This is a genomic window from Streptosporangium nanhuense (assembly GCF_059358815.1).
Genome location: NZ_JCADBG010000031.1, coordinates 12,741 through 34,838, shown reverse-complemented (window position 1 = coordinate 34,838; position 22,098 = coordinate 12,741). Strand labels below are relative to the sequence as shown.

25 protein-coding genes are annotated in these 22,098 nt (G+C 70.8%); 10 read left to right on the top strand and 15 right to left on the bottom strand.

Going from position 1 to position 22,098, the window contains the following annotated elements:
- Window positions 1–100 precede the first annotated feature (100 nt).
- From AC5L38_RS39055 to AC5L38_RS39000, 12 genes are all read right to left on the bottom strand, one after another.
- Window positions 101–1,678, bottom strand: coding sequence for a cellulase family glycosylhydrolase (locus AC5L38_RS39055; protein ID WP_495247849.1), 1,578 nt, complete (start codon window positions 1,676–1,678; stop codon window positions 101–103).
- A gap of 581 nt (window positions 1,679–2,259) precedes the next feature.
- Window positions 2,260–3,672 (bottom strand): serine/threonine-protein kinase, encoded by a 1,413-nt coding sequence (locus AC5L38_RS39050; protein WP_495247848.1) that lies wholly within the window; start codon window positions 3,670–3,672, stop codon window positions 2,260–2,262.
- On the bottom strand, window positions 3,659–4,663 hold the full coding sequence (locus AC5L38_RS39045; RefSeq protein WP_495247847.1) for a LacI family DNA-binding transcriptional regulator: 1,005 nt from the start codon (window positions 4,661–4,663) through the stop codon (window positions 3,659–3,661). The genes AC5L38_RS39050 and AC5L38_RS39045 overlap by 14 nt, the downstream gene beginning before the upstream one ends.
- A 105-nt stretch (window positions 4,664–4,768) precedes the next feature.
- On the bottom strand, window positions 4,769–5,323 hold the full coding sequence (locus AC5L38_RS39040; RefSeq protein ID WP_495247846.1) for a GNAT family N-acetyltransferase: 555 nt from the start codon (window positions 5,321–5,323) through the stop codon (window positions 4,769–4,771).
- Between the two features lie 127 nt (window positions 5,324–5,450).
- Window positions 5,451–5,780, bottom strand: coding sequence for a DUF2516 family protein (locus tag AC5L38_RS39035; protein WP_447190001.1), 330 nt, complete (start codon window positions 5,778–5,780; stop codon window positions 5,451–5,453).
- Between the two features lie 216 nt (window positions 5,781–5,996).
- Window positions 5,997–6,458: a hypothetical protein gene (locus AC5L38_RS39030; protein ID WP_495247845.1), complete on the bottom strand. Its 462-nt coding sequence runs from the start codon at window positions 6,456–6,458 to the stop codon at window positions 5,997–5,999.
- A 3-nt stretch (window positions 6,459–6,461) separates the two neighbouring features.
- On the bottom strand, window positions 6,462–6,992 hold the full coding sequence (locus AC5L38_RS39025; protein ID WP_495247844.1) for a helix-turn-helix domain-containing protein: 531 nt from the start codon (window positions 6,990–6,992) through the stop codon (window positions 6,462–6,464).
- Window positions 6,993–7,167: 175 nt separating this feature from the next.
- Window positions 7,168–8,091 (bottom strand): M56 family metallopeptidase, encoded by a 924-nt coding sequence (locus AC5L38_RS39020; protein WP_495247843.1) that lies wholly within the window; start codon window positions 8,089–8,091, stop codon window positions 7,168–7,170.
- The gene (locus AC5L38_RS39015; RefSeq protein WP_362866522.1) at window positions 8,092–8,460 is read right to left on the bottom strand and encodes a BlaI/MecI/CopY family transcriptional regulator; all 369 of its coding nucleotides are present in this window, start codon (window positions 8,458–8,460) and stop codon (window positions 8,092–8,094) included.
- Window positions 8,461–8,521: 61 nt separating this feature from the next.
- Entirely contained in the window at window positions 8,522–9,052 is a 531-nt protein-coding gene (locus tag AC5L38_RS39010; RefSeq protein ID WP_495247842.1) for a GNAT family N-acetyltransferase, read from the bottom strand.
- 59 nt (window positions 9,053–9,111) lie between these two features.
- Window positions 9,112–9,903 carry a class I SAM-dependent methyltransferase gene (locus AC5L38_RS39005; protein ID WP_495247841.1) on the bottom strand — a complete coding sequence of 264 codons (792 nt, stop codon included), beginning with the start codon at window positions 9,901–9,903 and terminating at the stop codon, window positions 9,112–9,114.
- Between the two features lie 2 nt (window positions 9,904–9,905).
- Window positions 9,906–10,643 (bottom strand): SDR family oxidoreductase, encoded by a 738-nt coding sequence (locus AC5L38_RS39000; protein WP_495247840.1) that lies wholly within the window; start codon window positions 10,641–10,643, stop codon window positions 9,906–9,908.
- Window positions 10,644–10,750: 107 nt separating this feature from the next.
- Between AC5L38_RS39000 and mshA the strand changes: the two genes are divergently transcribed.
- From mshA to AC5L38_RS38985, 3 genes are all read left to right on the top strand, one after another.
- Window positions 10,751–12,034 carry a D-inositol-3-phosphate glycosyltransferase gene (mshA, locus tag AC5L38_RS38995; RefSeq protein ID WP_495247839.1) on the top strand — a complete coding sequence of 428 codons (1,284 nt, stop codon included), beginning with the start codon at window positions 10,751–10,753 and terminating at the stop codon, window positions 12,032–12,034.
- Between the two features lie 203 nt (window positions 12,035–12,237).
- The gene (locus tag AC5L38_RS38990) at window positions 12,238–12,717 is read left to right on the top strand and encodes a type III secretion system chaperone family protein (RefSeq protein WP_495247838.1); all 480 of its coding nucleotides are present in this window, start codon (window positions 12,238–12,240) and stop codon (window positions 12,715–12,717) included.
- Between the two features lie 78 nt (window positions 12,718–12,795).
- Complete coding sequence (locus AC5L38_RS38985) at window positions 12,796–13,539, top strand: phosphoglyceromutase (protein WP_495247837.1); 744 nt, start codon at window positions 12,796–12,798, stop codon at window positions 13,537–13,539.
- Window positions 13,540–13,638: 99 nt separating this feature from the next.
- On the opposite strand, the gene phoU is transcribed toward AC5L38_RS38985, so the two are convergent.
- Window positions 13,639–14,298 (bottom strand): phosphate signaling complex protein PhoU, encoded by a 660-nt coding sequence (gene phoU / locus AC5L38_RS38980; RefSeq protein ID WP_495247836.1) that lies wholly within the window; start codon window positions 14,296–14,298, stop codon window positions 13,639–13,641.
- Window positions 14,299–14,455: 157 nt separating this feature from the next.
- Here phoU and AC5L38_RS38975 point away from each other — a divergent pair, with 157 nt between their 5' ends.
- Window positions 14,456–15,637 carry a sensor histidine kinase gene (locus tag AC5L38_RS38975; RefSeq protein WP_436761338.1) on the top strand — a complete coding sequence of 394 codons (1,182 nt, stop codon included), beginning with the start codon at window positions 14,456–14,458 and terminating at the stop codon, window positions 15,635–15,637.
- On the top strand, window positions 15,634–16,323 hold the full coding sequence (locus tag AC5L38_RS38970; RefSeq protein ID WP_362678267.1) for a response regulator: 690 nt from the start codon (window positions 15,634–15,636) through the stop codon (window positions 16,321–16,323). Before AC5L38_RS38975 ends, AC5L38_RS38970 begins: the two co-directional genes overlap by 4 nt.
- 224 nt (window positions 16,324–16,547) lie before the next feature.
- Here the strand turns inward: AC5L38_RS38970 and AC5L38_RS38965 are convergent, their stop codons facing one another.
- Window positions 16,548–17,129 carry a copper chaperone PCu(A)C gene (locus tag AC5L38_RS38965; protein ID WP_495247835.1) on the bottom strand — a complete coding sequence of 194 codons (582 nt, stop codon included), beginning with the start codon at window positions 17,127–17,129 and terminating at the stop codon, window positions 16,548–16,550.
- A 261-nt stretch (window positions 17,130–17,390) separates the two neighbouring features.
- Here AC5L38_RS38965 and AC5L38_RS38960 point away from each other — a divergent pair, with 261 nt between their 5' ends.
- From AC5L38_RS38960 to AC5L38_RS38945, 4 genes are all read left to right on the top strand, one after another.
- Entirely contained in the window at window positions 17,391–17,873 is a 483-nt protein-coding gene (locus tag AC5L38_RS38960) for a CarD family transcriptional regulator (protein WP_030924410.1), read from the top strand.
- Window positions 17,874–17,890: 17 nt separating this feature from the next.
- On the top strand, window positions 17,891–18,349 hold the full coding sequence (ispF, locus tag AC5L38_RS38955) for a 2-C-methyl-D-erythritol 2,4-cyclodiphosphate synthase (protein WP_495247834.1): 459 nt from the start codon (window positions 17,891–17,893) through the stop codon (window positions 18,347–18,349).
- Window positions 18,350–18,536: 187 nt separating this feature from the next.
- The gene (locus tag AC5L38_RS38950; protein WP_495247833.1) at window positions 18,537–18,803 is read left to right on the top strand and encodes a GlsB/YeaQ/YmgE family stress response membrane protein; all 267 of its coding nucleotides are present in this window, start codon (window positions 18,537–18,539) and stop codon (window positions 18,801–18,803) included.
- 91 nt (window positions 18,804–18,894) lie between these two features.
- Window positions 18,895–19,161 (top strand): GlsB/YeaQ/YmgE family stress response membrane protein, encoded by a 267-nt coding sequence (locus tag AC5L38_RS38945; protein WP_436761270.1) that lies wholly within the window; start codon window positions 18,895–18,897, stop codon window positions 19,159–19,161.
- 920 nt (window positions 19,162–20,081) lie between these two features.
- Here AC5L38_RS38945 and AC5L38_RS38940 read toward each other — a convergent pair.
- On the bottom strand, window positions 20,082–21,512 hold the full coding sequence (locus AC5L38_RS38940) for a DUF2637 domain-containing protein (RefSeq protein WP_495247832.1): 1,431 nt from the start codon (window positions 21,510–21,512) through the stop codon (window positions 20,082–20,084).
- A gap of 82 nt (window positions 21,513–21,594) precedes the next feature.
- Between AC5L38_RS38940 and AC5L38_RS38935 the strand changes: the two genes are divergently transcribed.
- Window positions 21,595–21,999 (top strand): PPOX class F420-dependent oxidoreductase, encoded by a 405-nt coding sequence (locus tag AC5L38_RS38935; protein ID WP_495247831.1) that lies wholly within the window; start codon window positions 21,595–21,597, stop codon window positions 21,997–21,999.
- Window positions 22,000–22,098 lie beyond the last annotated feature (99 nt).

The window sequence follows — 22,098 nt, the reverse complement described above, 5'->3', positions numbered from 1 at the left end:
GCGCCCTCGTCCCTCACCGCGCGAGGCCCCGTCCCAAGCACGCGAGGGCGTGCCGCTCGGCGGCACGCCCTCGACGGTTCGGTGAAACGGGGAGCGGGGATCAGAGGCAGGTGATGCCGGACGCCCCGGGGGTGGAGGGTCCGTTGGCGGTGAACCCGACGACGACGGACTGGCCCGCCGCGAGGTTCGCCGCGTGGCTCGGGGCCTTCGCGGTGAAGGTGGTCCCGCTCTGCGTGACGGTGGCGTTCCAGCCGCTGCCGAGCGTCACCCCGGACGGCAGGGTCCAGCGCACCGACCAGTTGTTCCAGGTCGAGGTTCCGGTGTTCTTCACGGTCAGCGCGGCCTGGAAGCCTCCCTGCCAGGAGTTCGTGAGGGCGTAGGACGTCTCGCAGGCCGCGGTACCCGGTGTGGGCGTCGGGGTCGGGGTCGGCGTACCGGTGCCGCCCCCGCCGACCGGCGGGATCAGGTACGGCTGGAGGATGTCCTGCTTGTCCTGGTTGATCGAGGTCCAGTCGTCCTTGGCGATGCCCCCGGTGTCACCCGAGTTGGGGTTCCACGACCAGTAGGTGAACGACATCCCGTTCACCCCGGTGCCCAGATACTTCATCAGCTCCTGGAGCCAGACCTTGTCCACGGCGGCCTGCATGGTGGTCCCGAACTCGCCGAGCATGATCGGCGCGATGTTCTGCCTGTAGAGGTATCCCCAGTACTTGTCCCAGATCGCGGGCATGTTCGCCGGGTAGTCGGGCGCGTCGAACCACGTCTGGCGGTAGACCGAGGTGGCGTAGTCGTGCGGCGAGTAGACCAGCCGGTTGGCCACGTTCAGCCGCACCGGGAACTCACCGGCCTTCGACAGGTTGCCGCCCCACCAGCCGCAGTCCTCGTCGTTGCTCGGGTCGTTGTCCCAGACGTTGGACAGGCCCCCGCTCGGGCAGCTCACGCCCTCGACGAAGATCAACCAGTTGGGGTTGACCGACAGCACGGCGTTGCCCGCCCGCTCGGCGGCGAGCCGCCAGTCGCGCGCGGTGTCCCCGCAGCCCCAGCACGCCCCGGTCGCGGCCGGGTTGGTGCCCTCGGCGTGCGGCTCGTTGTGCAGGTCGGCGCCGATGACGGTGGTGTTGCCCGCGTACCGCTGGGCGAGCGCCTTCCAGTCGTTGATCCAGGTGCTCTCCGGCGTCGCGGCGACGTACCACAGCGGCGACTGCCCGGCGGCGGTCGGCCGGTGCCGGTCGAGGATGATCCGCATGCCCTTGCTTCCGGCGTACGCGATGACCTTGTCGAGGATCTGCAGGGGGCTGTTGCCGACCAGGTCGGGGTTGACGAAGTCGTTCACGCCGCTGGCGACCGCGCCGGACTTGAGCGCGTCGTTGGAGAACGGCACGCGGAGGGTGTTGTAACCGAGCGAGGCCATCTTGTCGATCTGGCCCCTCCACGGGTTGCTCGACCACAACCCGTGGAAGGTCTTGTTGTCGGTCTCCATGCCGAACCAGTTGATGCCGGTCAACCGGACGGTCGCGCCCGTGCTGTCGACGATCTTGTTTCCGGAGGTGCGCAGGTAGCCGGTGCCGGTTCCGCCCGCGGCACCGGCCGGGGAGGAACCGAGCGCGACCGCCAGCGCCGAGGTGACCGCGAGCGCCGCGAGCGCCGCCGGCCACCTGCGAATACGCAGGACTTTCATTGAAGAGCCCTTCGAGGACGTGATCTGTTCGCGAGGTGGGGACCTCGCGATCGAAAGGTGCGGCCGGACGCGCTCGCCATGGTTCGGCGCCCGCCAGGCTCCCGTCAACCGTCATGGGGCCGGTCCCACCTCGATGCCGCGCCCGCACCCTGTCCCAACTCGCCCTGTGCCACCCGGTCCCGCCGGTCGCCCCGTGAAAGTTTCACCGGCCGGACCGGTTTCCCGCGCCCGGCGTCCGCCGCGGTTCGTGCGGCGGTGACCGCCGGTGAGAGCCCGGCGACGTGCGCGACCCGGATTCGCCGCCGGACGGCACGCGTTCTCACCGTCCGGCGCAAACGGCGGCGACGGCCTGGCGTCGCCGGCCCGGCCGGTGACAAAGGCCGGTGACAAAGGACGGTGAATGGCTGCGGAAAATCCGTCCCGGGCCGGCACGGGTATTCACCCGAGACGAATGGGCGGCCCTCACCAAAGACACCGGAAACGGGAAATTCGACAGCCCTCGACAGGCGGCGCCCAGGTCCTCCCCATTCAGGAATGGGGAGGACCTGGGCACCTGTTGTGATTTCCGGCGGGCCGGCTTTCTAGCCGGCCAGGGCGACCGACACGAGCAGGAGCTGGGCCTCCAGAGCGTGGCGGAAGTCGTCGGGCAGCGAGCCCTCCCGGCTGCGGTCGGCGATCTTTCCCCGGATCGGGGTGAGGTCGCGGGAGCCCCAGACGCTGTTGGCCAGCACCTGCCGCAGGTCCAGGGCCACGTCCGGGCGGATCTTGCCCTCGTCCTCCCCCCTCGCCAGCACCGCGTTGAAGCGCCGCACGCTCTGGTTGAGACTCGGGTGGTAGGAACGGATCGCCTCCGCTCCCGGTGCCGGTTTCGCCGCGTACCCGCTCGACGTGCGGGAGGAGGCGGAGACGAAGGAGGAGGGAGAGGGCGAGGGACTGGGGCGCGGGGTCGCGCCCGGTTCGGGATAGGCGGTGGTGGGGTCGAAGACCGTGGGGGCCACCGTCCCGCGACCCTGCGAACCGGCCACCCGGTCCTCGTGGGAGCCGGAGATCCGGCTCCACACCAGGAGACCCGCGAGCAGCGCCGCCACCGTCGCGACCACCGTCCAGCGCACCAGCCCCTGCCCGCGGGCCCAGTGGACCGGGGCGGAGGCCGGGGGCCGCAGGGCAGCGGCCAGGTCGTCGGCCACCTCCTGCGCCCTGGGCCTGGCCTCGGGCCGGTGCGACAGGCAGACCTGGCAGAGAGCGCTGATCCGCGCGGGCATGCCCGGCACCTCCGCCACCGGCGGCGGTCCCTCCCGGCGGACGTTCTCGATCTCCTCCCAGGTCCGTTCCGGGTACGGGGGATCGCCGGTGAGCATCTCGAACAGCAGCACGCCCAGCGCGTAGACATCACTCGCCGGGTCCGCGACCGTGCCGGTCAGCCGCTCGGGCGCGACGTAGGGAGGGGTCCCGTAGTCGGAGGCCCGGTCGTCACCGTCCTCCCCGATGAACGCCGCGATGCCGAAGTCGAGCAGCTTGGCGCCCGTCGAGGTCAGCAGCACGTTCTCGGCGGTGACGTCCCGGTGCACGATGCCCCGCTCGTGGGCGGCGGCCAGCACGGTGGCCAGCCTGGCGGCGATCGCCACCGCCTCCGCCCACGGCAGCGGGCCCTCGGTGATCCGGTCCGCCAGCGGGCGCCCCTCCAGCAGGCGCATGACGACGTACGCGGCCAGGCGACCGTGCGAGGTCACGCTCTCCCCGTAGTCGTAGACCTCGATCGCGTCGGGGTGGATGAGGCGCGCGGTGGCACGCGCCTCCCTGCGGATCAGCTCGCGCTCCCCCTGGTCGACGCCCAGCTCGCCGTCCAGCAGCTTGACGGCGACCATTCGCTGGAGCGACTGGTCGAAGGCACGCCAGATGACACTCATGCCACCCCACGCGATCCGCTCCAGCAGCAGATACCTGCGGGTGAGCACGTCCCCCGCGCGAAGCCCGATCTGGTCAGGCCGACTCACGGACCACCAGCTCAGTGGGCAGGATGGGATTGTCGCGAGGAGCGCCGGCCGAGCCCATCGAGAGCAGCAGCAGCCGGGTGGCGAGCGCGGCGAACTCCTCCACCGGCTGGCGGACGGTGGTGAGCGTGGGAGAGGTCCGCCGGGAGGCGGGGGCGTCGTCGAACCCGATGACGGCCACGTCCTCGGGCACCCGGCGGCCGGCGCGGCGCAGGGTCTGCAGCGCGGCGGCGGCCATCACGTCGGAGGCGGCGAAGACCGCGTCGACGTGCGGCATCCTGCGCAGCAGCCACTGCATGCCGTGCACTCCCGACGTGTGGCTGAAGTCGCCGTACGCCACCGGAACGCCGGTCATCCCCGCCAGGGCGAGGGTCTGCATGAACCCGTCGAGCCGGTCGCGCGCGGCCGGAAGGGCGGGCGGGCCCGCGATGACGCCGATGGACCTCCGGCCGCCGAGCAGCAGGTGTTCCGCCGCCTGCCGGCCTCCGTCGCGGTTGTCCATGTCGACGTGCGGGAGGTCGATGCCGTCTGGGGGACGGCCCGCACTCCGTACGGGAATGCCCGAGGCGGCCAGGGTCACCACGAGCGGATGCCTGTCGCGCGCACCGATCAGCAGGACGCCGTCGATGCCTCCGGCGACGAGCGGCGGCGTGGCGATGGTGGAGGTGGCCGCCGTGGCGGTCATCACGGCGAGGGGGACGCCGTGCCCGGTGAGGACCTCCTCCGCCGCCGTGATCATCCGCGCGTAGAACGGCTCGGTGAAGAGCCGGTGCGCGGGTTCGCAGACCACGATGGCCACGACCTGGTCGGATCGGCGGCCGGAGCCGCCACGAGGAGCGCGATGTCTGACGTAACCGAGACGCGATATTGCGTCATGCACCTGCCTACGAGTCGATGTGCTGACTCTGACTGAACCGGTGAGTACCCGGGACGCCGTGGCGGGGGAGACCCCTGCCTCTGCCGCGACCTGGGCAAGTGTGGGTAGATCGGTCATAACTTCCTCCACACCAAGATTCCGCACAGGTGGGAGCGCTCCCAGTGAACCTAGCATTGTTTCGGAAGTGTCAAAAGATGTTTCCGAAAAATCACCATGTGTATGTCAAATTTCCCTGACAACCCAGTCAGGGGCAAGTATCGACATGATTACGGAGTCATACCATTCCCCGTTTAGGCGCAGAGCGTCACGGCAGACGCCCTCCTGGACGAAGCCGATCTTGCGGTAGACGTGCGCGGCCCGCTCGTTGAAGGCGTAGACCTCCAGGGCCACCCGGTGCAGCGGCGTGGTGGCGAAGACGTGGTCGAGGGTGAGCCGGATCGCCTCGGTGCCGTACCCCCTGCCGTACGCCCGGGGGCCGATCAGCGCGATGCGCAGGTTGCAGGAGAGGTTGTCGGCGTCGAGCTCGTTGAGCACGATCTCGCCCACGTAGGCGTCGTCCGCGGCGGCGCAGATCGCCAGGTCCAGCCGGTCGGCCTGCTCGCCCCGCGAGCCGTACCAGAGCTTGAGCCCCTCGTAGTCGGGCTTGCCGTGCGAGCCGGTCAGGCGGACGGTCTCGGGGTCGTTGACCAGCTCCCAGAGGCCGTCCACGTGTTCCGGGCCGACCGGCCGGAGCGTCACGTGCTCTCCGGGGAGCGTGGGTTTGCGCGCGAACATCATCCGGCGTGTCTACCGGCCGGAACCCCGTTGGGCAACCCGGTTGTCCGGAGCCGTCCTCGGGGCCGCGTCCGGACCGTGCCGCCCGGCCGCGTGCCGGGGCCGCGCGGACCCCGGCCCCGGGACGGGTTCACCAGGGTCCGTACGGCCCCTGGTTGCCGCCGCCCTTGCCGATCTCCCGCACCGCGGGACGCACGTCGGCGAGGTAGATGCCCGAGGCGATGACGGACGCGATCGTGAAGATGCTCAGCACCTGGAGGTACTGCACCGCGGCGGCGAAGCCGAACAGGGCCGCCAGCCCGAGGATGACCAGCCACAGGTTCTTGGTCTGCTTGCCGGTGACCGCGAACGCCCGTGCCGGGGTCTTCACCGCGTGCACGAGCGCCCAGCCCGACAGCGCGAACACTCCGACGGCCAGGATCCAGAAGACCAGGTCCAGGGCACCGTGGATTTCGATCATCGTCTCTCCAGAACGTTCGCCTCGCCGGTCTCCCTCAGCCTAATGCCGAAAGCCCCGTTCGCGTCGTCCTCGGCCCGTACCGGCCGGGCCTGCGGCCCGCTCCTCGCGTCCGGCCGCCTCCCGCCTCCGCCGCGCGCGGGCTCCCGAACGCCGAAGACCCGCCCCGGGGAGGATGCCGGAGCGGGCCTTGGAGGTCGGAGCGCACGAGGGACTCGCTCAGCCCCTGGATGTGCGGGTCGTGCCGGTCGTGCGGGTCGTGCCGGACTTCGCGGTGCGGGTGCCCTTCTTGGGCGTCCGGGCGGCGGCGATCGCGGGCTCGGCGGCCTCGGAGACCTCCTCCAGCTCCAGGGCGATCTCGCCGCTGGTCTTGGAGACGACCTTGCGGCCGCGGTTGGCGAACTCCTCGTACAGCTCGCCGGCCCTGCCCGCGATCTGGTCGGCGTAGTCGCGCGCCTTCACGGGGAAGTCCTTGGCGTAGCCCTCGGCCCTGCCGGCGAGCTGCCTGGCCCTCTCGGGAAGGTCCTTCGCGACCTCGCGGATCTCCTCGCGGCGGCCCTGCAGCTTCTGGATCTGCTCGGGAAGCTCGAGAAGCTTCTCGACGGCGAAGTCGCCGGCCCCGGCGACGGCGTAGAACGGCTTGGACTCGGCCAGCTTCTTGACTTCGGCGGTGATGGGCATGGGTTAACCTTCCTTGGTTTCCTCGGTGATGTGGCCGTTGCCCGGGGGAACCGCGTAGGGCTTCAACGCGGTGAGGTAATCCCCGGGGAGCGGCGCCTCGTCGTCAGGCGAGGAGTCCGCGTCACCCCGCCGGGGCTCCGGTGCGAGACGTGCTTTCTGGGAGGTCTGCACGTCGTCGTCCGGGGCCTCGGCCTGGTGGTTCTCCTTGCGAAACGACTCGTAGATGTCGATCAGCACCTGGCGTTGACGCTCGGTGATGAGGTGGTCGGCCCTGATCGCGGTCAGCACGTCGCTGTCCGGCTCGCGCTCCTCGATGAGGCCCGCCTGGACGTAGAGCGCCTGCGACGAGATGTGCAGGCCCTTGGCGATCTGGTTCAGGATCTCGGCGCTGGGCTTGCGCAGCCCGCGCTCGATCTGGCTCAGGTAGGGGTTGGAGACCCCCGCCGCCGCGGCGAGCTGTCGCAGGGAGATCTTCGCGTGCGTGCGTTGCTCGCGGATGTACTCACCGATCGAGCCGACCTTCGGTAGTGCCATGCTTCGAGTCTGCCGCACCGTGCTTGCAATTGCAAACGGGTTGGCTAACACTTGCAAGCACTTTGGGGTGAGTTTGGCGGAACATGGATGAATCCGCCCGAAGCTCTAGAACGGGCTCAGGGTTCGGTATGCGGGCTGGTCGTACCGTCAAGGCAGGTCAACGCGAGACGGGCCTCTAGTGGGGGACCAGCCAGAGCAGCGGCGCCGACGACGTCAGGACGACGGAGAAGGCGACGATGGCGTAGCGGACCCCGCGCGGCAGGACGGGGGCGGGGGTCACCAGGCGCTCGACCCTTGCCATCACGGCGGCGGCGGAGTTCGCGGCGCCCAGCGCGCCGTGCGGGGCCGGGACGGCCCCCGCCGTACCGAAGCGCAGCAGCGCGGTCGCCAGGCGGCGGGCGGAGCAGCCGCGCCGGGCGACGTCGTCGGCGGCCATCTCCACGAGCAGGCCGACCTCGCCCTGCGCGTCCCTGACCACGCGCGACCAGGGCAGCGCCCGGCGCAATGCGGCGAAGGGCAGCAGCACCAGGTCGTGCCGCTCGCGCACGTGGGCGGCCTCGTGGGCGAGCACCGCGCTCAGCTCGTCGGCGGAGAGCAGCTTGAGCGCCCCCTCGCTGACCACCACCTGGGAGCGCAGGCCGGGCACGCAGTAGGCGGTGGCGCCCGGGTGGTCGAGCACCCGCACGCCGGGGACCACCGGGTCCTCCCTGGCGACCAGGGCGAGCAGGGTGCGGTGGCGGTGGCGGGCGCGGAACGTCTGCGCGCCCGCGGCGAGCAGCACCAGGATCAGCACGGCCAGCGCGGTCAGCCCGGCGACGAGCGCGACGATCCTCGGCAGCTCGTACGGCCGCGGAAGCCCGCGTCCGCCGCCGAACACGGAGATCGCCAACTCGTGCACGCCGTGCAGCACGCCCTCGCCGTAGGGGGACAGCGCGTAGCCGAGCAGGGCGCCCGTCCCCGCCAGGCCCCAGGTGACCCCCAGGGCCTGCCACAGGACGATGGCCACGTGCGGGGCGCGGTAGGTCCACCGCGCCCGGGTGAGCCGCCAGGCGCCGACCGCGCAGACCAGGGCGAGCGTCGCCAGGGCTGCCACGGCCATCTACTCGTCCTCCAGCTCCCCCTCGAGGTCCGTCAGGGCCCTGCGCAGGATGTCGGCTTCGGTGCCGGTGACGGCTTGGGCGAACCGCGTGAGGGCCGCCGACCGGTCACCGGTCATGTCCAGCGCCTCCAGCATAAGCTCCGCGACGTAGGCGTCGCGGCTCTCCGCCGGTGCGTACCGCCACGCGCGCCCGTCACGGGTGCGGAGCAGGAACCCCTTGCGGGTGAGCCGGTCGAGCACGGTCATCACGGTCGTGGGCGCCAGGTCGCGGTCGGCGATCAGTCGCCCGACCTCCCGCGCCGTCACAGGGGATGGCTGTGCCCAGATGATGTCCATGATGCTGCGTTCAAGCTCGCCGAGACCCTTCACGCATCCAAGCCTAACTCCCGCACCACGAGGGGTAGTACTACGGGTTGTCGAGTGACATGCGTCACAGGTTTTTGACCATGTAGATCTCGTCCCGGTCGTCGCCGGGAGCGAGGCGGATCGCCCGGGGGATCCGGCCGACCTCCACGTACCCCAGGCGGCCGTAGAAGCCCTCGGTCCCGGTGCCGCCGCGGACCGTCAGGTGCAGCGCCTCCACGCCCAGGTCGCGGGCGGCGGCGTCGGCGGCGCGCATGAGCAGCGTCCCGTAACCCCGGCCCTGGTGCTTGGGGTGGACCATCACCCGCAGCACCCAGCGCCAGTGGGCCCGCAACCACGACTTCCCGTCACCCAGGATCAGCCAGCACGCCACCCGGTCCTCCTCGTCGAACCCGACCAGCAGGTGGTCGGGCCCACCGCGGGTGGTGTCGCAGGCGGCGAAGGTGGCCGCCGCCGTCCCCGCGATGTCGTCGGAGGTGACCGGGGGGACGAAGCCGACCGACCCCCCGGCGTTGACCACCTCGGTCCAGCACTCGACGAGCTCTCCGGTGAGCGCGGGGGTGAGTTCGGGGTCCACCACGAACCGCAGTTCTGCCATGCGCGGACTTTACCAAATCCGCGCACGAAACTTAGGGTTGCCTTACCAAACTTCCCGGGTCACCTCGGGGCGACCGCGGCCCAGGGGAGGGTGATCTCGCCGAGCCGCCAGCGCGCCCGGCCCCCCAGCGGCGGACGCTCGGCCAGCGGCCAGGTCCCGGCGAGCGTCGCGGCGGAGGCGATCCAGCGCTGCCGTGAGCCGTACGAGCTCAAGGGGGCGTTGACCGCCCAGGCCCGGTCGAAGTCGCGCAGGAACGCGTGGATGGGCTCGCCGGGGACGTTGCGGTGGATGAGCGTCTTGGGCAGCCGGTCGGCCAGGTCCGAGGGGCGCTCGAAGGAGTCGAAGCGGGCCGAGACGGTGAGGGTCCGGGGCCCCGAGCGGTCGAGCCCGGCCCAGACCGCGCGGTGGCCCACCTCCGAGCAGGTGCCCTCGACGATCATCCCGCCCGGCGCGAGGCGCTCGGAGAGCATCGCCCAGTACTCCCACGCCTGCGCCTCCCCGTACTGCCGCAGCACGTTGAACGCCCTGATCAGCAGGGGCGGCCGCGCCACCGGCAGCTCGAAGCCCCCCAGCCTGAAGGACAGTCCCGGCCGCTCGTACGGCTTGGCCGCCGCCACCCTGGCCGGGTCGATCTCGACCCCGACGACCTCGACCGAGGGGCAGATCCGGCGCAGCCGCAGGAACATCTCCAGGGTCGTGGTGTGCGAGGCCCCGTACCCCAGGTCGACCACGAGCGGGCGGACGGCGGAGCGCAGCGGGCGGCCGTGCGCGGCGACGACCCAGCGGTCGGCCCGCCGCAGGCGGTTGTGCCCGGTCGTCCCCCTGGTGATCTCTCCTATCGGCTTCGGCACGGTCAGACGCGGTGGACCTTGTGCTGGGCGGCCTGGGCCCGGGGGCGGATGACGAGGCGGTCGATGTTCACGTGGGCCGGGCGGGTCACGCACCAGGCGATGGCGTCGGCCACGTCGTCGGCGGAGAGCGGGCCGGGCACGCCCTCGTACACCCGCCCGGCGGCGGCCGAGTCGCCGCGGAAGCGGTTCAGCGAGAACTCCTCGGTGTGGACCATCCCGGGGGCGACCTCGACGATCCTGACCGGCTGCCCGACCAGCTCCAGCCGCAGCACCTCGGTCATCGAGGTCTGCGCGTGCTTGGCCGCGTTGTAGCCGCCGCCGCCCTCGTACGAGACGAGCCCGGCCACCGAGGTCAGCATCAGCAGCACGCCGTCGCCCGACTCGACCAGCCGGGGCAGCAGCGCCTGGGTCACACGGAGCGTGCCGAGCACGTTGACGTCGTACATCCGCTGCCAGTCGGCGACCTTCCCGCTCGCCACGGGCTCCAGGCCGATCGCGCCCCCGGCGTTGTTGACCAGCACGTCGCAGCGGTCGAGCGAGGCGGCCAGCTCCTCCACCGACTCCTGCGAGGTCACGTCCAGGGTGACCGGGCGGATCCCCGGGACCTCGGCGGCCAGCTCGTCGAGCCGCTCCCTGCGCCGCGCCGCGGCCACCACGTCGAAGCCCTCGGCGGCGAGCCTGCGGGCCGTCGCCTCCCCGATCCCGCTACTGGCCCCTGTCACCACAGCTGTCCTCTTCATAAACCCCCATCCTGCCAGGAGCCGCCGGTGTCGCCCTGTTCGGACCTGGTGTGTCCATGTGTCGGGAATGTTGCTGATTTCCCCATGGTTGAGCCCTCTCGGAGGTGGTGTCGGTGAGGCGACGACGGGTCAACCGGGTCGCGACGATCAGCATGCACACGTCCCCCCTGGACCAGCCGGGAACCGGGGACGCGGGCGGGATGAACGTCTACATCGTCGAGGTGGCGAAACGCCTGGCCGAACTCGGGGTGGAGGTGGAGATCTTCACCCGGCAGACGTCCCGGGACCTGCCACCGGTCGCCGAACTCGTCCCCGGCGTCACGGTCCGCCACGTCACCGCCGGGCCGTACGAGGAGCTCGACAAGGGCGACCTGCCCGGCCAGCTCTGCGCCTTCCTGTCGGGCGTGCTGCGCACCGAGGCCATGTACGAGCCGGGCCGCTACGACGTCATCCACTCCCACTACTGGCTCTCCGGCCAGGTGGGCTGGCTGGCCAAGGAACGCTGGGGCCTGCCGCTGGTGCACACCATGCACACCATGGCCAAGGTCAAGAACCTCCTGCTCGCCGAGGACGACAGGCCCGAGCCGGCCGCCCGGGTGCTGGGCGAGCAGCAGGTCGTGGACGTCGCCGACCGCCTGGTGGCCAACACCCCGACCGAGGCCAGGGAACTCGTCGAGCTGTACGGAGCCGCCCCGGCCCGCGTCGAGGTCGTCAACCCCGGCGTGAGCCTCAGGGTCTTCCAGCCCGCCTCCCGGGGCGCGGCCCGCCACAGGCTCGGGCTGCCGCAGGACGCCCACGTGCTGCTGTTCGTGGGCCGGGTGCAGCCGCTGAAGGCACCGGACGTGCTGCTGCGCGCCGCGGCCAGGATGCTCATCGACGACCCCTCGCTCAGGTCGAGGCTGGTCGTCGCCTGCGTCGGCGGCCCCAGCGGCAACGGCCTGGCCAGGCCCTCCTACCTCACCGACGTGGCCGCCTCGCTGGGGATCTCCGACGTGGTCAGGATCGTTCCCCCCGCGCCCCAGTACGAGCTGGTCGACTGGTACCGCGCGTCCGACGTGACCGTCGTCCCCTCCCACAGCGAGTCGTTCGGCCTGGTGGCCCTGGAGTCCCAGGCCTGCGGTACCCCGGTCGCCGCCGCGTCCGTGGGCGGGCTGCGCACCGCCGTGCGCGACGGTGTGTCCGGGGTGCTCGTCCAGGGGCACGACGCCCACGACTGGGCGCGGGTGCTCCGCAGGTTCGTCTACGAGCCCGCCTGGCGGGAGACGCTGTCGGCGGGGGCGGTGGCCCACGCGGCGGCCTTCGGCTGGTCGGCCACCGCGGCCCGGCTGGCGGACGTCTACGCCGGGGCGATGACGAGCCTGCACCGCGTCCCGATCGCGGTCAACTCGTGAGACCCGCCCGCGCGACCCGCTCGTGAGGCCTTCCCGAAGTCCTGACGAGCGCTTCGCGAAGCGGGGGCCGCGCCGTTCGTGAGGCCCGCCCGGCCGGTCCGCCCGCGCGTCCCGTTCGTGGCCCGCCGGGCGGGCCTCCCGCGCGCGTCCCGTTCGTGAGGCGTGGGCGGCCCGCTCGCCGGGCCCGCTCGTAAGCTGGGCGCATGCGCGAAGTGATCGAGGCGGCGCTGAAGAGCGCGGACGCCTCCTACGAGCAGCCCCGGCCGGGGGCCTTCCTGGTGAGGCTCCCGGGCCAGCACAAGCTCGCCACCATGACCTGGTTGATCGTCGGTGACCAGGCTTTGCACGTGGAGGCCTTCTTCTGCCGACAGCCCGACGAGAACCACGCCGAGTTCTACCGCTGGCTCCTCACCAAGAACGGCTCCATGTACGGGGTGCACTTCGCCCTCGACCCCATCGGCGACGTCTACCTCGTGGGCCGCGTCCCGCTGGAGGCGGTCACCGACGAGGAGGTCGACCGCCTTCTCGGATGCGTGCTCACCTACTCCGACGAGGGCTTCGACCGCGCCCTGGAGCTGGGTTTCGCCTCCTCGATCCGGCGCGAGTGGGAGTGGCGGGCCAAGCGCGGCGAGTCCCTGGCCAACCTCCAGGCCTTCGCCCGCTTCGCCGACCCCGAACGCTGAGAGCCCAAGCACCCCGGGGATCCCGAGGATCCCGAGGATCCCGGGGATGCGGAGCAAGCGCCCACTAAGCTTGTCGGCATGTCGACTTTGGTGCTGCTTCGGCACGGTGAGAGTGAGTGGAACGCGAAGGGTCTGTTCACCGGATGGGTGGACGCGGGGCTCTCGGCCAAGGGCGAGGAGGAGGCGCGCCGCGGCGGGCGGCTGCTGCTCGACGCGGGGGTGCGTCCCGACGTGGTGCACACCTCCCTGCTGACCAGGGCGATCCAGACGGCCAACCTCGCGCTGGGCGCCGCCGACCTGCTCTGGCTGCCGGTCTCGCGGTCCTGGCGGCTCAACGAGCGCCACTACGGCGCCCTGCAGGGCAAGGACAAGGCGCAGACGCGTGCCGAGTTCGGTGACGAGCAGTTCATGCTCTGGCGCCGCTCCTACGACGTCCCGCCGCCCCCGATCGCCGACGACGACGAGTTCTCCCAGGCCGGCGACGCCCGCTACGCGCTCCTGCCGGGCGAGCTGCTGCCGAGGACCGAGTGCCTCAAGGACGTCGTCGAGCGCATGCTGCCGTACTGGTACGACCAGATCGTGCCCGACCTCGCGCAGGGCAGGAACGTGCTGGTCGTCGCGCACGGCAACTCGCTCCGGGCACTGGTCAAGCACCTGGACGGGATCGGCGACGACGAGATCGCCGGGCTCAACATCCCCACCGGCATCCCGCTCCGGTACGAGCTGGACGACGCCTTCCACCCGGTCACCAAGGGCGGCCGGTACCTCGACCCCGCCGCCGCCGAGGCCGCCATCGAGGCCGTGGCCAACCAGGGCAAGTAGCCCCGGCACCCCCGGAACGTACGAGAAAAGAAGGAAGGGCCCGCCGGATCCGGCGGGCCCTTCCTCTTGTGATCGCTTCTTTTACGACCGCGACGAGGGTCAGAACGCGGAGGCGTCCTGGGGGCGGGAGCCCGTCACCAGATAGACCACGTCGTGCGCGACGCGGACCGCGTGGTCGGCGTAGCGCTCGTAGTAGCGCCCGATGAGCGTCACGTCGATGGCCGGTTCGACGCCGTACTTCCAGTCGGGGGCCATCAGGACCTTGAACAGCTTCCGGTGCAGCTTGTCCATGGCGTCGTCGTCGGACTCCAGCTCCAGGGCCGACTCCACGTCGCGCGAGGCGATGCAGCTGCCGGTCTTGGTGACGAGGCGCTCGGCGATCTGCCCCATCTCCAGGATGGTGGAGCGGACCTCCGGCGGGATCGCGGAGTCGGGGTGGCGCAGCCTGGCGACCTTGGCCACATGCTCGGCGAGGTCGCCCATGCGCTCCAGGTCGGTGCCCATCCGCAGCGCCGCGATGATCATTCTGAGGTCCACGGCCACGGGCTGCTGCCTGGCCATCAGGTCGAAGATCGAGGCCTCGATCTCCGCGAAGATCCGGTTGACTTCTTCGTCCCGGGAGATGACGCTCTCGGCGAGGTGGACGTCGGCGTCCAGGAGGGCCGTGGTGGCCCGCGATATCGCCGACCTCACGAGCCGGGTCATCTCGACGAGCCGCTCGGTGAGGGCGTCGAGTTCTTCGTGATAGGCGTCGCGCATGGATTCACCGTAGGGCGGTAACGGTGAACGAACCTCGACCGTAAAGTGAACTTTATGGGAAAGGCCATGGTCATGCCTCCTTAGCAGTCCTCAATGGGAAAAGCCCGACCTACCATCGAGGGCGTGAAGCCTACGGGAGGACCACGTGAGTGAGCTGATGGCGAGCCTGGCCGCGCTGGCCGGTTTCGTCGTGGGAGCGCTGGCCGTGATGGTCGTCCGCCACACCCAGGGACAGCGGAGTGCGATGACACCGGTCGACGGCGTTGAGCCCGGCGCACTGCCACAGGGGGTCGCCTCGGTGCTGGCCGTGCTGCCGTCCTCGGCGGTCGTGCTCGACAAGGAGGACCGCGTGCTGCGGGCCAGCTCGGCGGCCCGCGCGTTCGGCCTCGTCAAGGGAGATCACCTGATGGCGGCCGAGCTGCTCGCGCTGGCCAGGAAGGTACGCAGGGACGGCGAGATCCGCGAGAGCGAGATCGAGGTGGCCGGCCACAAGTTCGGCCAGGAGTCGACCAACTTCGCGGTGCGGGTCGCCCCGCTCGGCTCGCACGGCCAGGTGCTCGTCCTCGCCGAGGACCAGACCGAGCACCGCCGCGTCGAGGCGGTCCGCCGCGACTTCGTGGCCAACGTGAGCCACGAGCTCAAGACGCCGGTGGGCGCGCTGTCGCTGCTGGCCGAGACCATCCAGGACGCCGCCGACGACCCCGAGGCGGTCACCCGCTTCGCCGGGCGCATGCAGCACGAGGCGGCCCGGCTCACCTATCTCGTCCAGGACCTCATCACCCTCTCCCGCATCCAGGGCGCCGAGCCCATCCCCACCCCGGGCCCGGTCCTGATCGACGAGGCGGTGCACGAGGCCATCGACCGCTGCAACACCACCGCGGCGGCCAAGGACATCACCCTCGTCGCCGGCGGGGTCGAGGGCCTGCGGATATGGGGCGACGACGAGCTCCTCGTCACCGCCCTGCGCAACCTCATCGACAACGCGGTCGCCTACAGCCCCGAGCACACCCGGGTCGTGGTCAGCGCCCGCGCGGCGGGCCCCAACACCGAATCCGTCGAGATCAGCGTGAGCGACCAGGGGATCGGCATTCCCGAGAGCGCCCAGGAGCGGATCTTCGAACGGTTCTTCCGCGTCGACGCGGCACGCTCGCGGGCGACCGGCGGCACGGGCCTCGGCCTGGCCATCGTCAAGCACGTGGCCGCCTCCCACAACGGGGCGGTCACGGTGTGGAGCAAAGAAGGTTCCGGTTCCACATTCACCCTCCGCCTGCCCGCCTTCGGCGGCATGGCGGTCACGGAACCCGTCACAGTCACGATTCCCCTGGAGGCCGCGCAGTGACTCGCGTGCTCGTTGTCGAGGACGAGGAATCGTTCTCCGACGCCCTGTCATACATGCTGCGCAAGGAAGGCTTCGAGGTGGCCGTGGCCACCACCGGGCCGGAGGCGCTTGAGACCTTCGACCGCAACGGCGCTGATCTGGTGCTGCTCGACCTGATGCTCCCGGGCCTGCCGGGTACCGAGGTCTGCCGCTCCCTCCGGCAGCGCTCCAACGTGCCGGTCATCATGCTCACCGCCAAGGACAGCGAGATCGACAAGGTCGTCGGGCTGGAGCTCGGCGCCGACGACTACGTCACCAAGCCCTTCTCCTCCCGGGAGCTGGTGGCCCGCATCCGCGCCGTTCTGCGCCGCCAGGGCGACGTGGAGGAGCTGGAGTCGGCGGTGCTGGCCGCGGGTCCCGTCCGGATGGACGTCGACCGCCACATCGTCGCCGTGCGCGGTGAGCCCGTGCAGCTGCCCCTGAAGGAGTTCGAGCTGCTGGAGGTGCTGCTGCGCAACGCCGGGCGGGTGCTCACCCGGGGCCAGCTCATCGACCGGGTCTGGGGAGCCGACTACGTGGGCGACACCAAGACCCTGGACGTGCACGTCAAGCGGCTGCGGGCCAAGGTCGAGTCCGACCCCTCCAACCCGCGCTGCATCCTCACCGTCCGGGGACTGGGCTACAAGTTCGATCCCGCGGAGGTCTGAGCCACCCCGCCCCTTCCCGGAAGCCTCCGTGTCCGTTCCCGGACGATCGCCCGCGCCTCAGGGGCGTCGTCCGTCCGGGCGTGCCCGCCTCCGGAGGGATCGCTCACCTCGGTGACCGCTCACCTCGGTGACCGCCCGCCTCCGGACGATCCGAGGGGCCGTACGGCGTGCCCGCGCCGTACGGCCCCTCGGCGTGTCCGGAGGCCGTCACCGGCCCCCGGGAGTCAGTGGCCGGAGTGCTCGTCCCCGGTGGTGGCGGAGGGCGTGGGCGACGGCGTGGGGGCCGCGGTGGCGCCGGGAGCCTGCGGGTAGGCGGTGAACTCACGGCTGCGGGTGACGACGGGGATCGTGAGCTGAATGATCCCGGCGTTGGCGAACTGCAGCTGCACCTTGAGGCCCTCGCCGCCCCTGAGCGGCTTCTTCAGCCCCTCGACGAGGATCGTGGGGGTCGGCTTGCCCACGTTCACCCGCTGGTCGTGAGGGAGCGCCACGGGCGCGCTCACCTTCGCCGTGCCGAGGGCGGGGTCGACGCCGAGGCCGACGAGCTGGTCGGCGCCCGCGTTGGTGTTGACCAGTGACAGGTAGAGCGGGGTGGACCCCCCGGTCGGCAGCGTCGCGCCGGAGTCCGGGCCCAGGAAGAAGGCCTGGGAGATGTCGATGCCGTTCTTCTTGACCGAGAGGGCCTCGGTCGGCGAATAGGGCTTGTTGGTGATCGCGTCGGATCCGGCACCGCAGCCGGCCAGGACGGGAGCGGCTGCGAGGAACGCCGCGGCGACGATCGCCCGGTGGCGGATGTTGCGGGTCACGGTGCGAGTTCTCCTTGTCACGCGCGAGATAGGGCAAGGGCAACCCTATCGGCGACGTTTACCGGGTTTCCCGCCGACCCGCCTCATCATCCGATGGCGAGGAACGCAGGTCATAAGTGCTTTTTGCCCCTCTGATTCACACAGTTGGTCACTTGTCAAGTCATAAGATGCGGCTTTGACCTGCAGTTATGGTGATTTCACTGTTCCGGGAGGCTGTGGATACGTGGTACTCTTGAGTACAGCGGAAGGGGTACTTGTCACATGACTTTCCAGGTCGGCGACACTGTCGTCTACCCCCACCACGGGGCTGCTCGGATCGAGGCGATCACGACCCGAACCATCAAGGGTGAGGAAAGGACCTACCTGGTTCTTAAGGTCGACAAGGGCGACCTTACCGTCCAGGTGCCGGCTGACAACGCAGAACTCGTCGGTGTTCGCGATGTCGTCGGACAAGAGGGCCTTGAGCGCGTCTTCGACGTGCTTCGAATGCCTCACACCGAAGAGCCCACGAACTGGTCCCGACGCTACAAGGCGAACCTTGAGAAGCTGGCGTCCGGCGACGTCAACAAGGTTGCCGAGGTCGTTCGCGACCTGTGGCGGCGAGACAGGGAGCGCGGACTCTCCGCAGGAGAGAAGCGAATGCTGGCGAAGGCCAGGCAGATCCTCGTCAGTGAGCTCGCGCTCGCGGAGAAGACGAACGAGGACAAGGCCGAGGCCCTGCTGGACGAGGTTCTCAACTCCTGAACAAGACATTTCCACGGGTGGGCGTCGGGGTCGACGTCCACCCGTTCGCTTCTGGCCGCGAGCTTCACCTCGCCGGTCTGCACTGGCCCGGCGAGACCGGCCTGGCCGGTCACTCCGACGGTGACGCCGCGGCCCACGCCGCCTGTGACGCGTTGCTGTCCGCGGCGGGTCTCGGTGACCTCGGCGGTCTGTTCGGCACGGCCGATCCCCGCTGGGCCGGCGCCTCGGGCGTCGCGCTGCTGGAGGAGACCGCGCGCAAGGTGCGCGCCGCGGGCTTCGAGATCGGCAACGTGGCCGTCCAGGTGATCGGTAACCGCCCCAAGCTCGCTCCCCGCCGTGTCGAGGCCGAGAAGGCCCTCAGCGCCGCCGTGGGGGCTCCCGTGAGCGTCAGCGCCACCACGACGGACGGGCTCGGTCTCACCGGGCGCGGCGAAGGCGTCGCGGCCGTCGCGACCGCGATCGTGGTGAACCTGTAGCGGGTGTCAGACGTCTTCTATACGGAACGTGCGAAACGTTCCGGCGAGCGGCGCGGAATGCTCGTCGATCCATATCGAGGCGGTGGCCCGTTTCCTGGCGCGGTACGGGCCACCCCTTTTTGGCGTGATCAGTGAATGCGCTGGGTAACCCCTTGGTGACCGTGTCTCGTAACAGGGGGAGCCGGACATGATCGTCTCGATTATCTCCGCAATCATCATCGGTGCCATCATCGGCGCCCTGGCGCGTCTCATCCTTCCGGGGCGTCAGAATCTCAGCATCGGCCTGACACTCATCGTCGGCATCGTCGCCGCGCTCATCGGCTCGCTCATCGCCGGAGCACTCGGTCTGACCAACACGCGTGGGGTCAACTGGTGGGAACACATCATCCAGTTGGCGCTCGCGGTGCTCGGGGTGCTGCTCGTCGTCCAGATGCAGGCGAGAAAGACGCATTGAAGGTTTTTGCCACCTGTAGGAATATCCGTGACTCAGGGGGTAGCCACCTCCCTGTGAGGGTGAAGGTCTCACGCTCACTGGGAGGTTGAACATGACTATCGCGTCCATTCTCGGGGCAATCGTCATCGGCGCGGTCGTTGGCGCGCTCGGCCGTCTCCTGCTTCCCGGTAGGCAGGCGATCGGGCTGATCCTGACCGTCGTCGTCGGCATCGTCGCCGCGCTCATCGGTACCGCCATAGCCCAGGTTCTCGGTGTCGCCACCACGGACGGCATCGACTGGATCGAACTCGTCATGCAGGTCGGCCTCGCCATCGTCGGTGTCGGCCTGGTCGCCGGTCTCAAGCGCTCCAGGGTCTAGCGAACACCCGGTGAACCATCCCGGTGATATCGCCGAGACTCGACTGGACCCCCTCCGGTCCGGAGGCACTCGCGGTGACGCGCACGATGTCATCGTGCTCCAGGAGAAGACCCGCTCGGTTCCATCTGGCCTGCCGAGCGGGTCTCGGTCGTTCCAGGCCGGTTCGAGCAGTGTGCCGAACCGGCTTCCGGCCGATCCTGACACGGGCCCGGAGGTGAGCAAGGCGCCGGTCCGCAGCGGGGCGCCGCTCACACATGTGTGAGCGAATAGCTGCGGGCCGGTCCAACACCCGGTGTCGAACGGCGGTTCCGGCAGGAGACAGCCGCTCGGCCCCACCGCGGCGCGCGGCCCAGAGCGCGCCGCAGCCCCGCCGTCACCCGGCCGCCGGACAGGCGGGCCGGGTGACGGCGGGGCCTGTACGTGGCCGGGTCACCCCCGCCGGTCCCACCGCCACGGCCCGGTTCCACTGTCACGGTGAAACCACCCACGAGGGGCCGGGACCGCCTGAGGGACGGCCCGGGTGACGCGGCTCTTCCGGGCGGTGACGCCCGGGGCCGCCGGTCTGATCCACCACCCGATCCACACCCGGAGAACGTGGTCATCGAACGCCTGGGCGACCCGCCCGGCGCGTACGGCGGGGTCGAGGGGACGCCGACCACGTAGCCGATCTCAGCGCCCCCGCTGAGCCGACGGCCCGAAGACCGGGTCAGCTCCTCCCAGGCCCCGGAGCTGACCCGACGGGCGTACGACCTCGACCCGAGCGCCTACGGGCGTCCGCCACCGGTCGCGCGGCGCCGGGGCACCAGGATCACCCGGACGTCTGGTCCGGGGTTCGTGCCGTGCTCCACGGACGCCTTCTCTCACTCACCCGGCTCTCACTCACCCGGCTCTCACTCACCCGGCTCTCACTCACCCGGCTCTCACTCACCCGGTGGTACGGGCGTGCTGCGCATCCGCCCGGAGGGCGGTGCCGCGGTGCCGTCCTCGTCGTGCGACCGCGCCTCGGCCTCCTCGCCGGCGTCGGCGGCCTCGGCGCCGTGCGCGGGGTCCGGGGACTCCCCGGCCTTCCGGCCCGCGCCACGCGCCTTCCGGGCCGCCACGGGCGCCTCCGCGGCGCTCCCGGAGGCCGCCTCTGTGGCCGCCTCCGTGGCCGCCTCCGTGGCCGTCCGCCTCTTCCGTTCCGCGGCCGTCCTGCCGGACGGGGCCTTCGCCGGGCGGTCCTTCACGGCGAGGATCGGCTGGGTGTCGGCGTCGCGCTCGCTCACCTCGCCGGCCTCGGCCGCCCGCTCCCGCTTCTGGGGAAGGTCGGCTTCCTCCCGGGGAAGGTCGGTGTCGCTGTCCCACGTCTCCACCCGCTCGCTGACCCTGCTGCCGCTCTCGGGCTCGGGTTCCCGTACGGCCGGGCGGGGCGGGTGGACGAGCAGGTCCCCCTGGCGAGGCCGGACCAGGTCGCCCCAGCGCATCGGCTTTCCCTGCAGGGGCGCCGCGGGTCCCCGAGGGGGCGGCGGCGGGTCCTGCGGGATGTCGGTGACCTCGGGCGTCTCCGGCGCCGGGGTGGGGCCGACCACCGGCTCTCCCACCGGGAGGTCGTGGTGCGGGGCGTCCTCCAGGGGAGGCGCTGAGTGCGGGTCGAGCATGATCTCGGCCGCGGGATGGTGCACCAGCTGCCCCGGGTGACCCGAATGGCTCGGGTGGTCCGCGTGGCCGGGGCGGGCGGGCTGCTCGTGGGGCGGCTGCCACCGCTCCCCGGGGTCGGGCGCGCCGGGCCGCTCCCGGGCCGCCTGGCTCGCCTCGGGGAACGGCACGATGTCGTGCCCGGGAAGGCCGGACAGGACCGCGTCGCCCGAGGCCCTCCTGGCGGCGGCGTGTTTGATCAGCAGGAGCCAGAGCCACAGGGCCAGGACCAGCGTCACCCAGGGGGCGACGGCGACCACGACGGCCGCGCGCTGCTCGTCCACGCCCGCCCGCATGGCCGTGGACACCTCGGCGGCGGCCGCGCCGACGAACAGCAGCGTCAGGATCAGGCCCGCCTGCAGCCGTACCGGCCACCAGCCGCCCCTCAGCAGCAGTACGCCGATCATCGCGATGACGAGCAGGGCGTCGAAGGCGGCGGGGTAGAGGTACGCGAGGCCGGCGGGCGCCCTGCCCGCCACGGCGAGGGCGCGCAGATCCTCGAAGGAGAGCACGCAGGCCGCGGCGGTGAGCGCGGCCACGCCGACTCCGGTGACGGCGATCCCGGCGCGGCGCAGGGCGACGGCCGTCCGGCTCGGCTCGGTGGCGGCGATGGGCAGGGGCGGGGGCGGGGACGGGCGGGAGATCGAGCCTGCCGCCCCGGGGGATTTGACGTCCATGGCCCTTTGAGCCTACAGAATCGGCATCTAGCATGATCGGGGAGTTTTCCGAGGAACGACAGAGATTGACCGAGGCGGAGAAATGGCAAAGCTGTCCGATCCCGTACGCGCGATGTTCGACGCCGCGAACTTCGCCACCGTGACAAGTCTGAACGCCGACGGGAGCCCGCAGTCGAGCGTCGTCTGGGTGGGGACGGACGGGGACGACCTCGTGTTCTCCACGGTCAAGGGGCGGCGCAAGAGCGCCAACTTCGCGCGCGACCCGCGTACGGCCATCGTGGTGTTCGACCCCGCCGACCCGTACAGCTACGTCGAGGTGCGGGGGACGGTCACGGTGACGGACGACCCCGGAGGGACGCTCATCCAGGAGATGTCACACAAATACCGGGGGGAGGGGTGGGTCGAGGCGAAGCCCGGGGTGGAGAGAGTGATCGTCAGGATCACCCCGGAGCGCGTCGTCTGCCACGGCGCCGTTCAATCGGAGTAGTTGGGTGACATTCGGCCGCTAATGGTCATAAAACACTCTGCTGAGTGTCTTCAACGTCCCGCAACTCGGTTTGTGAGGCGAGGTGAGGCATTAGCCTTG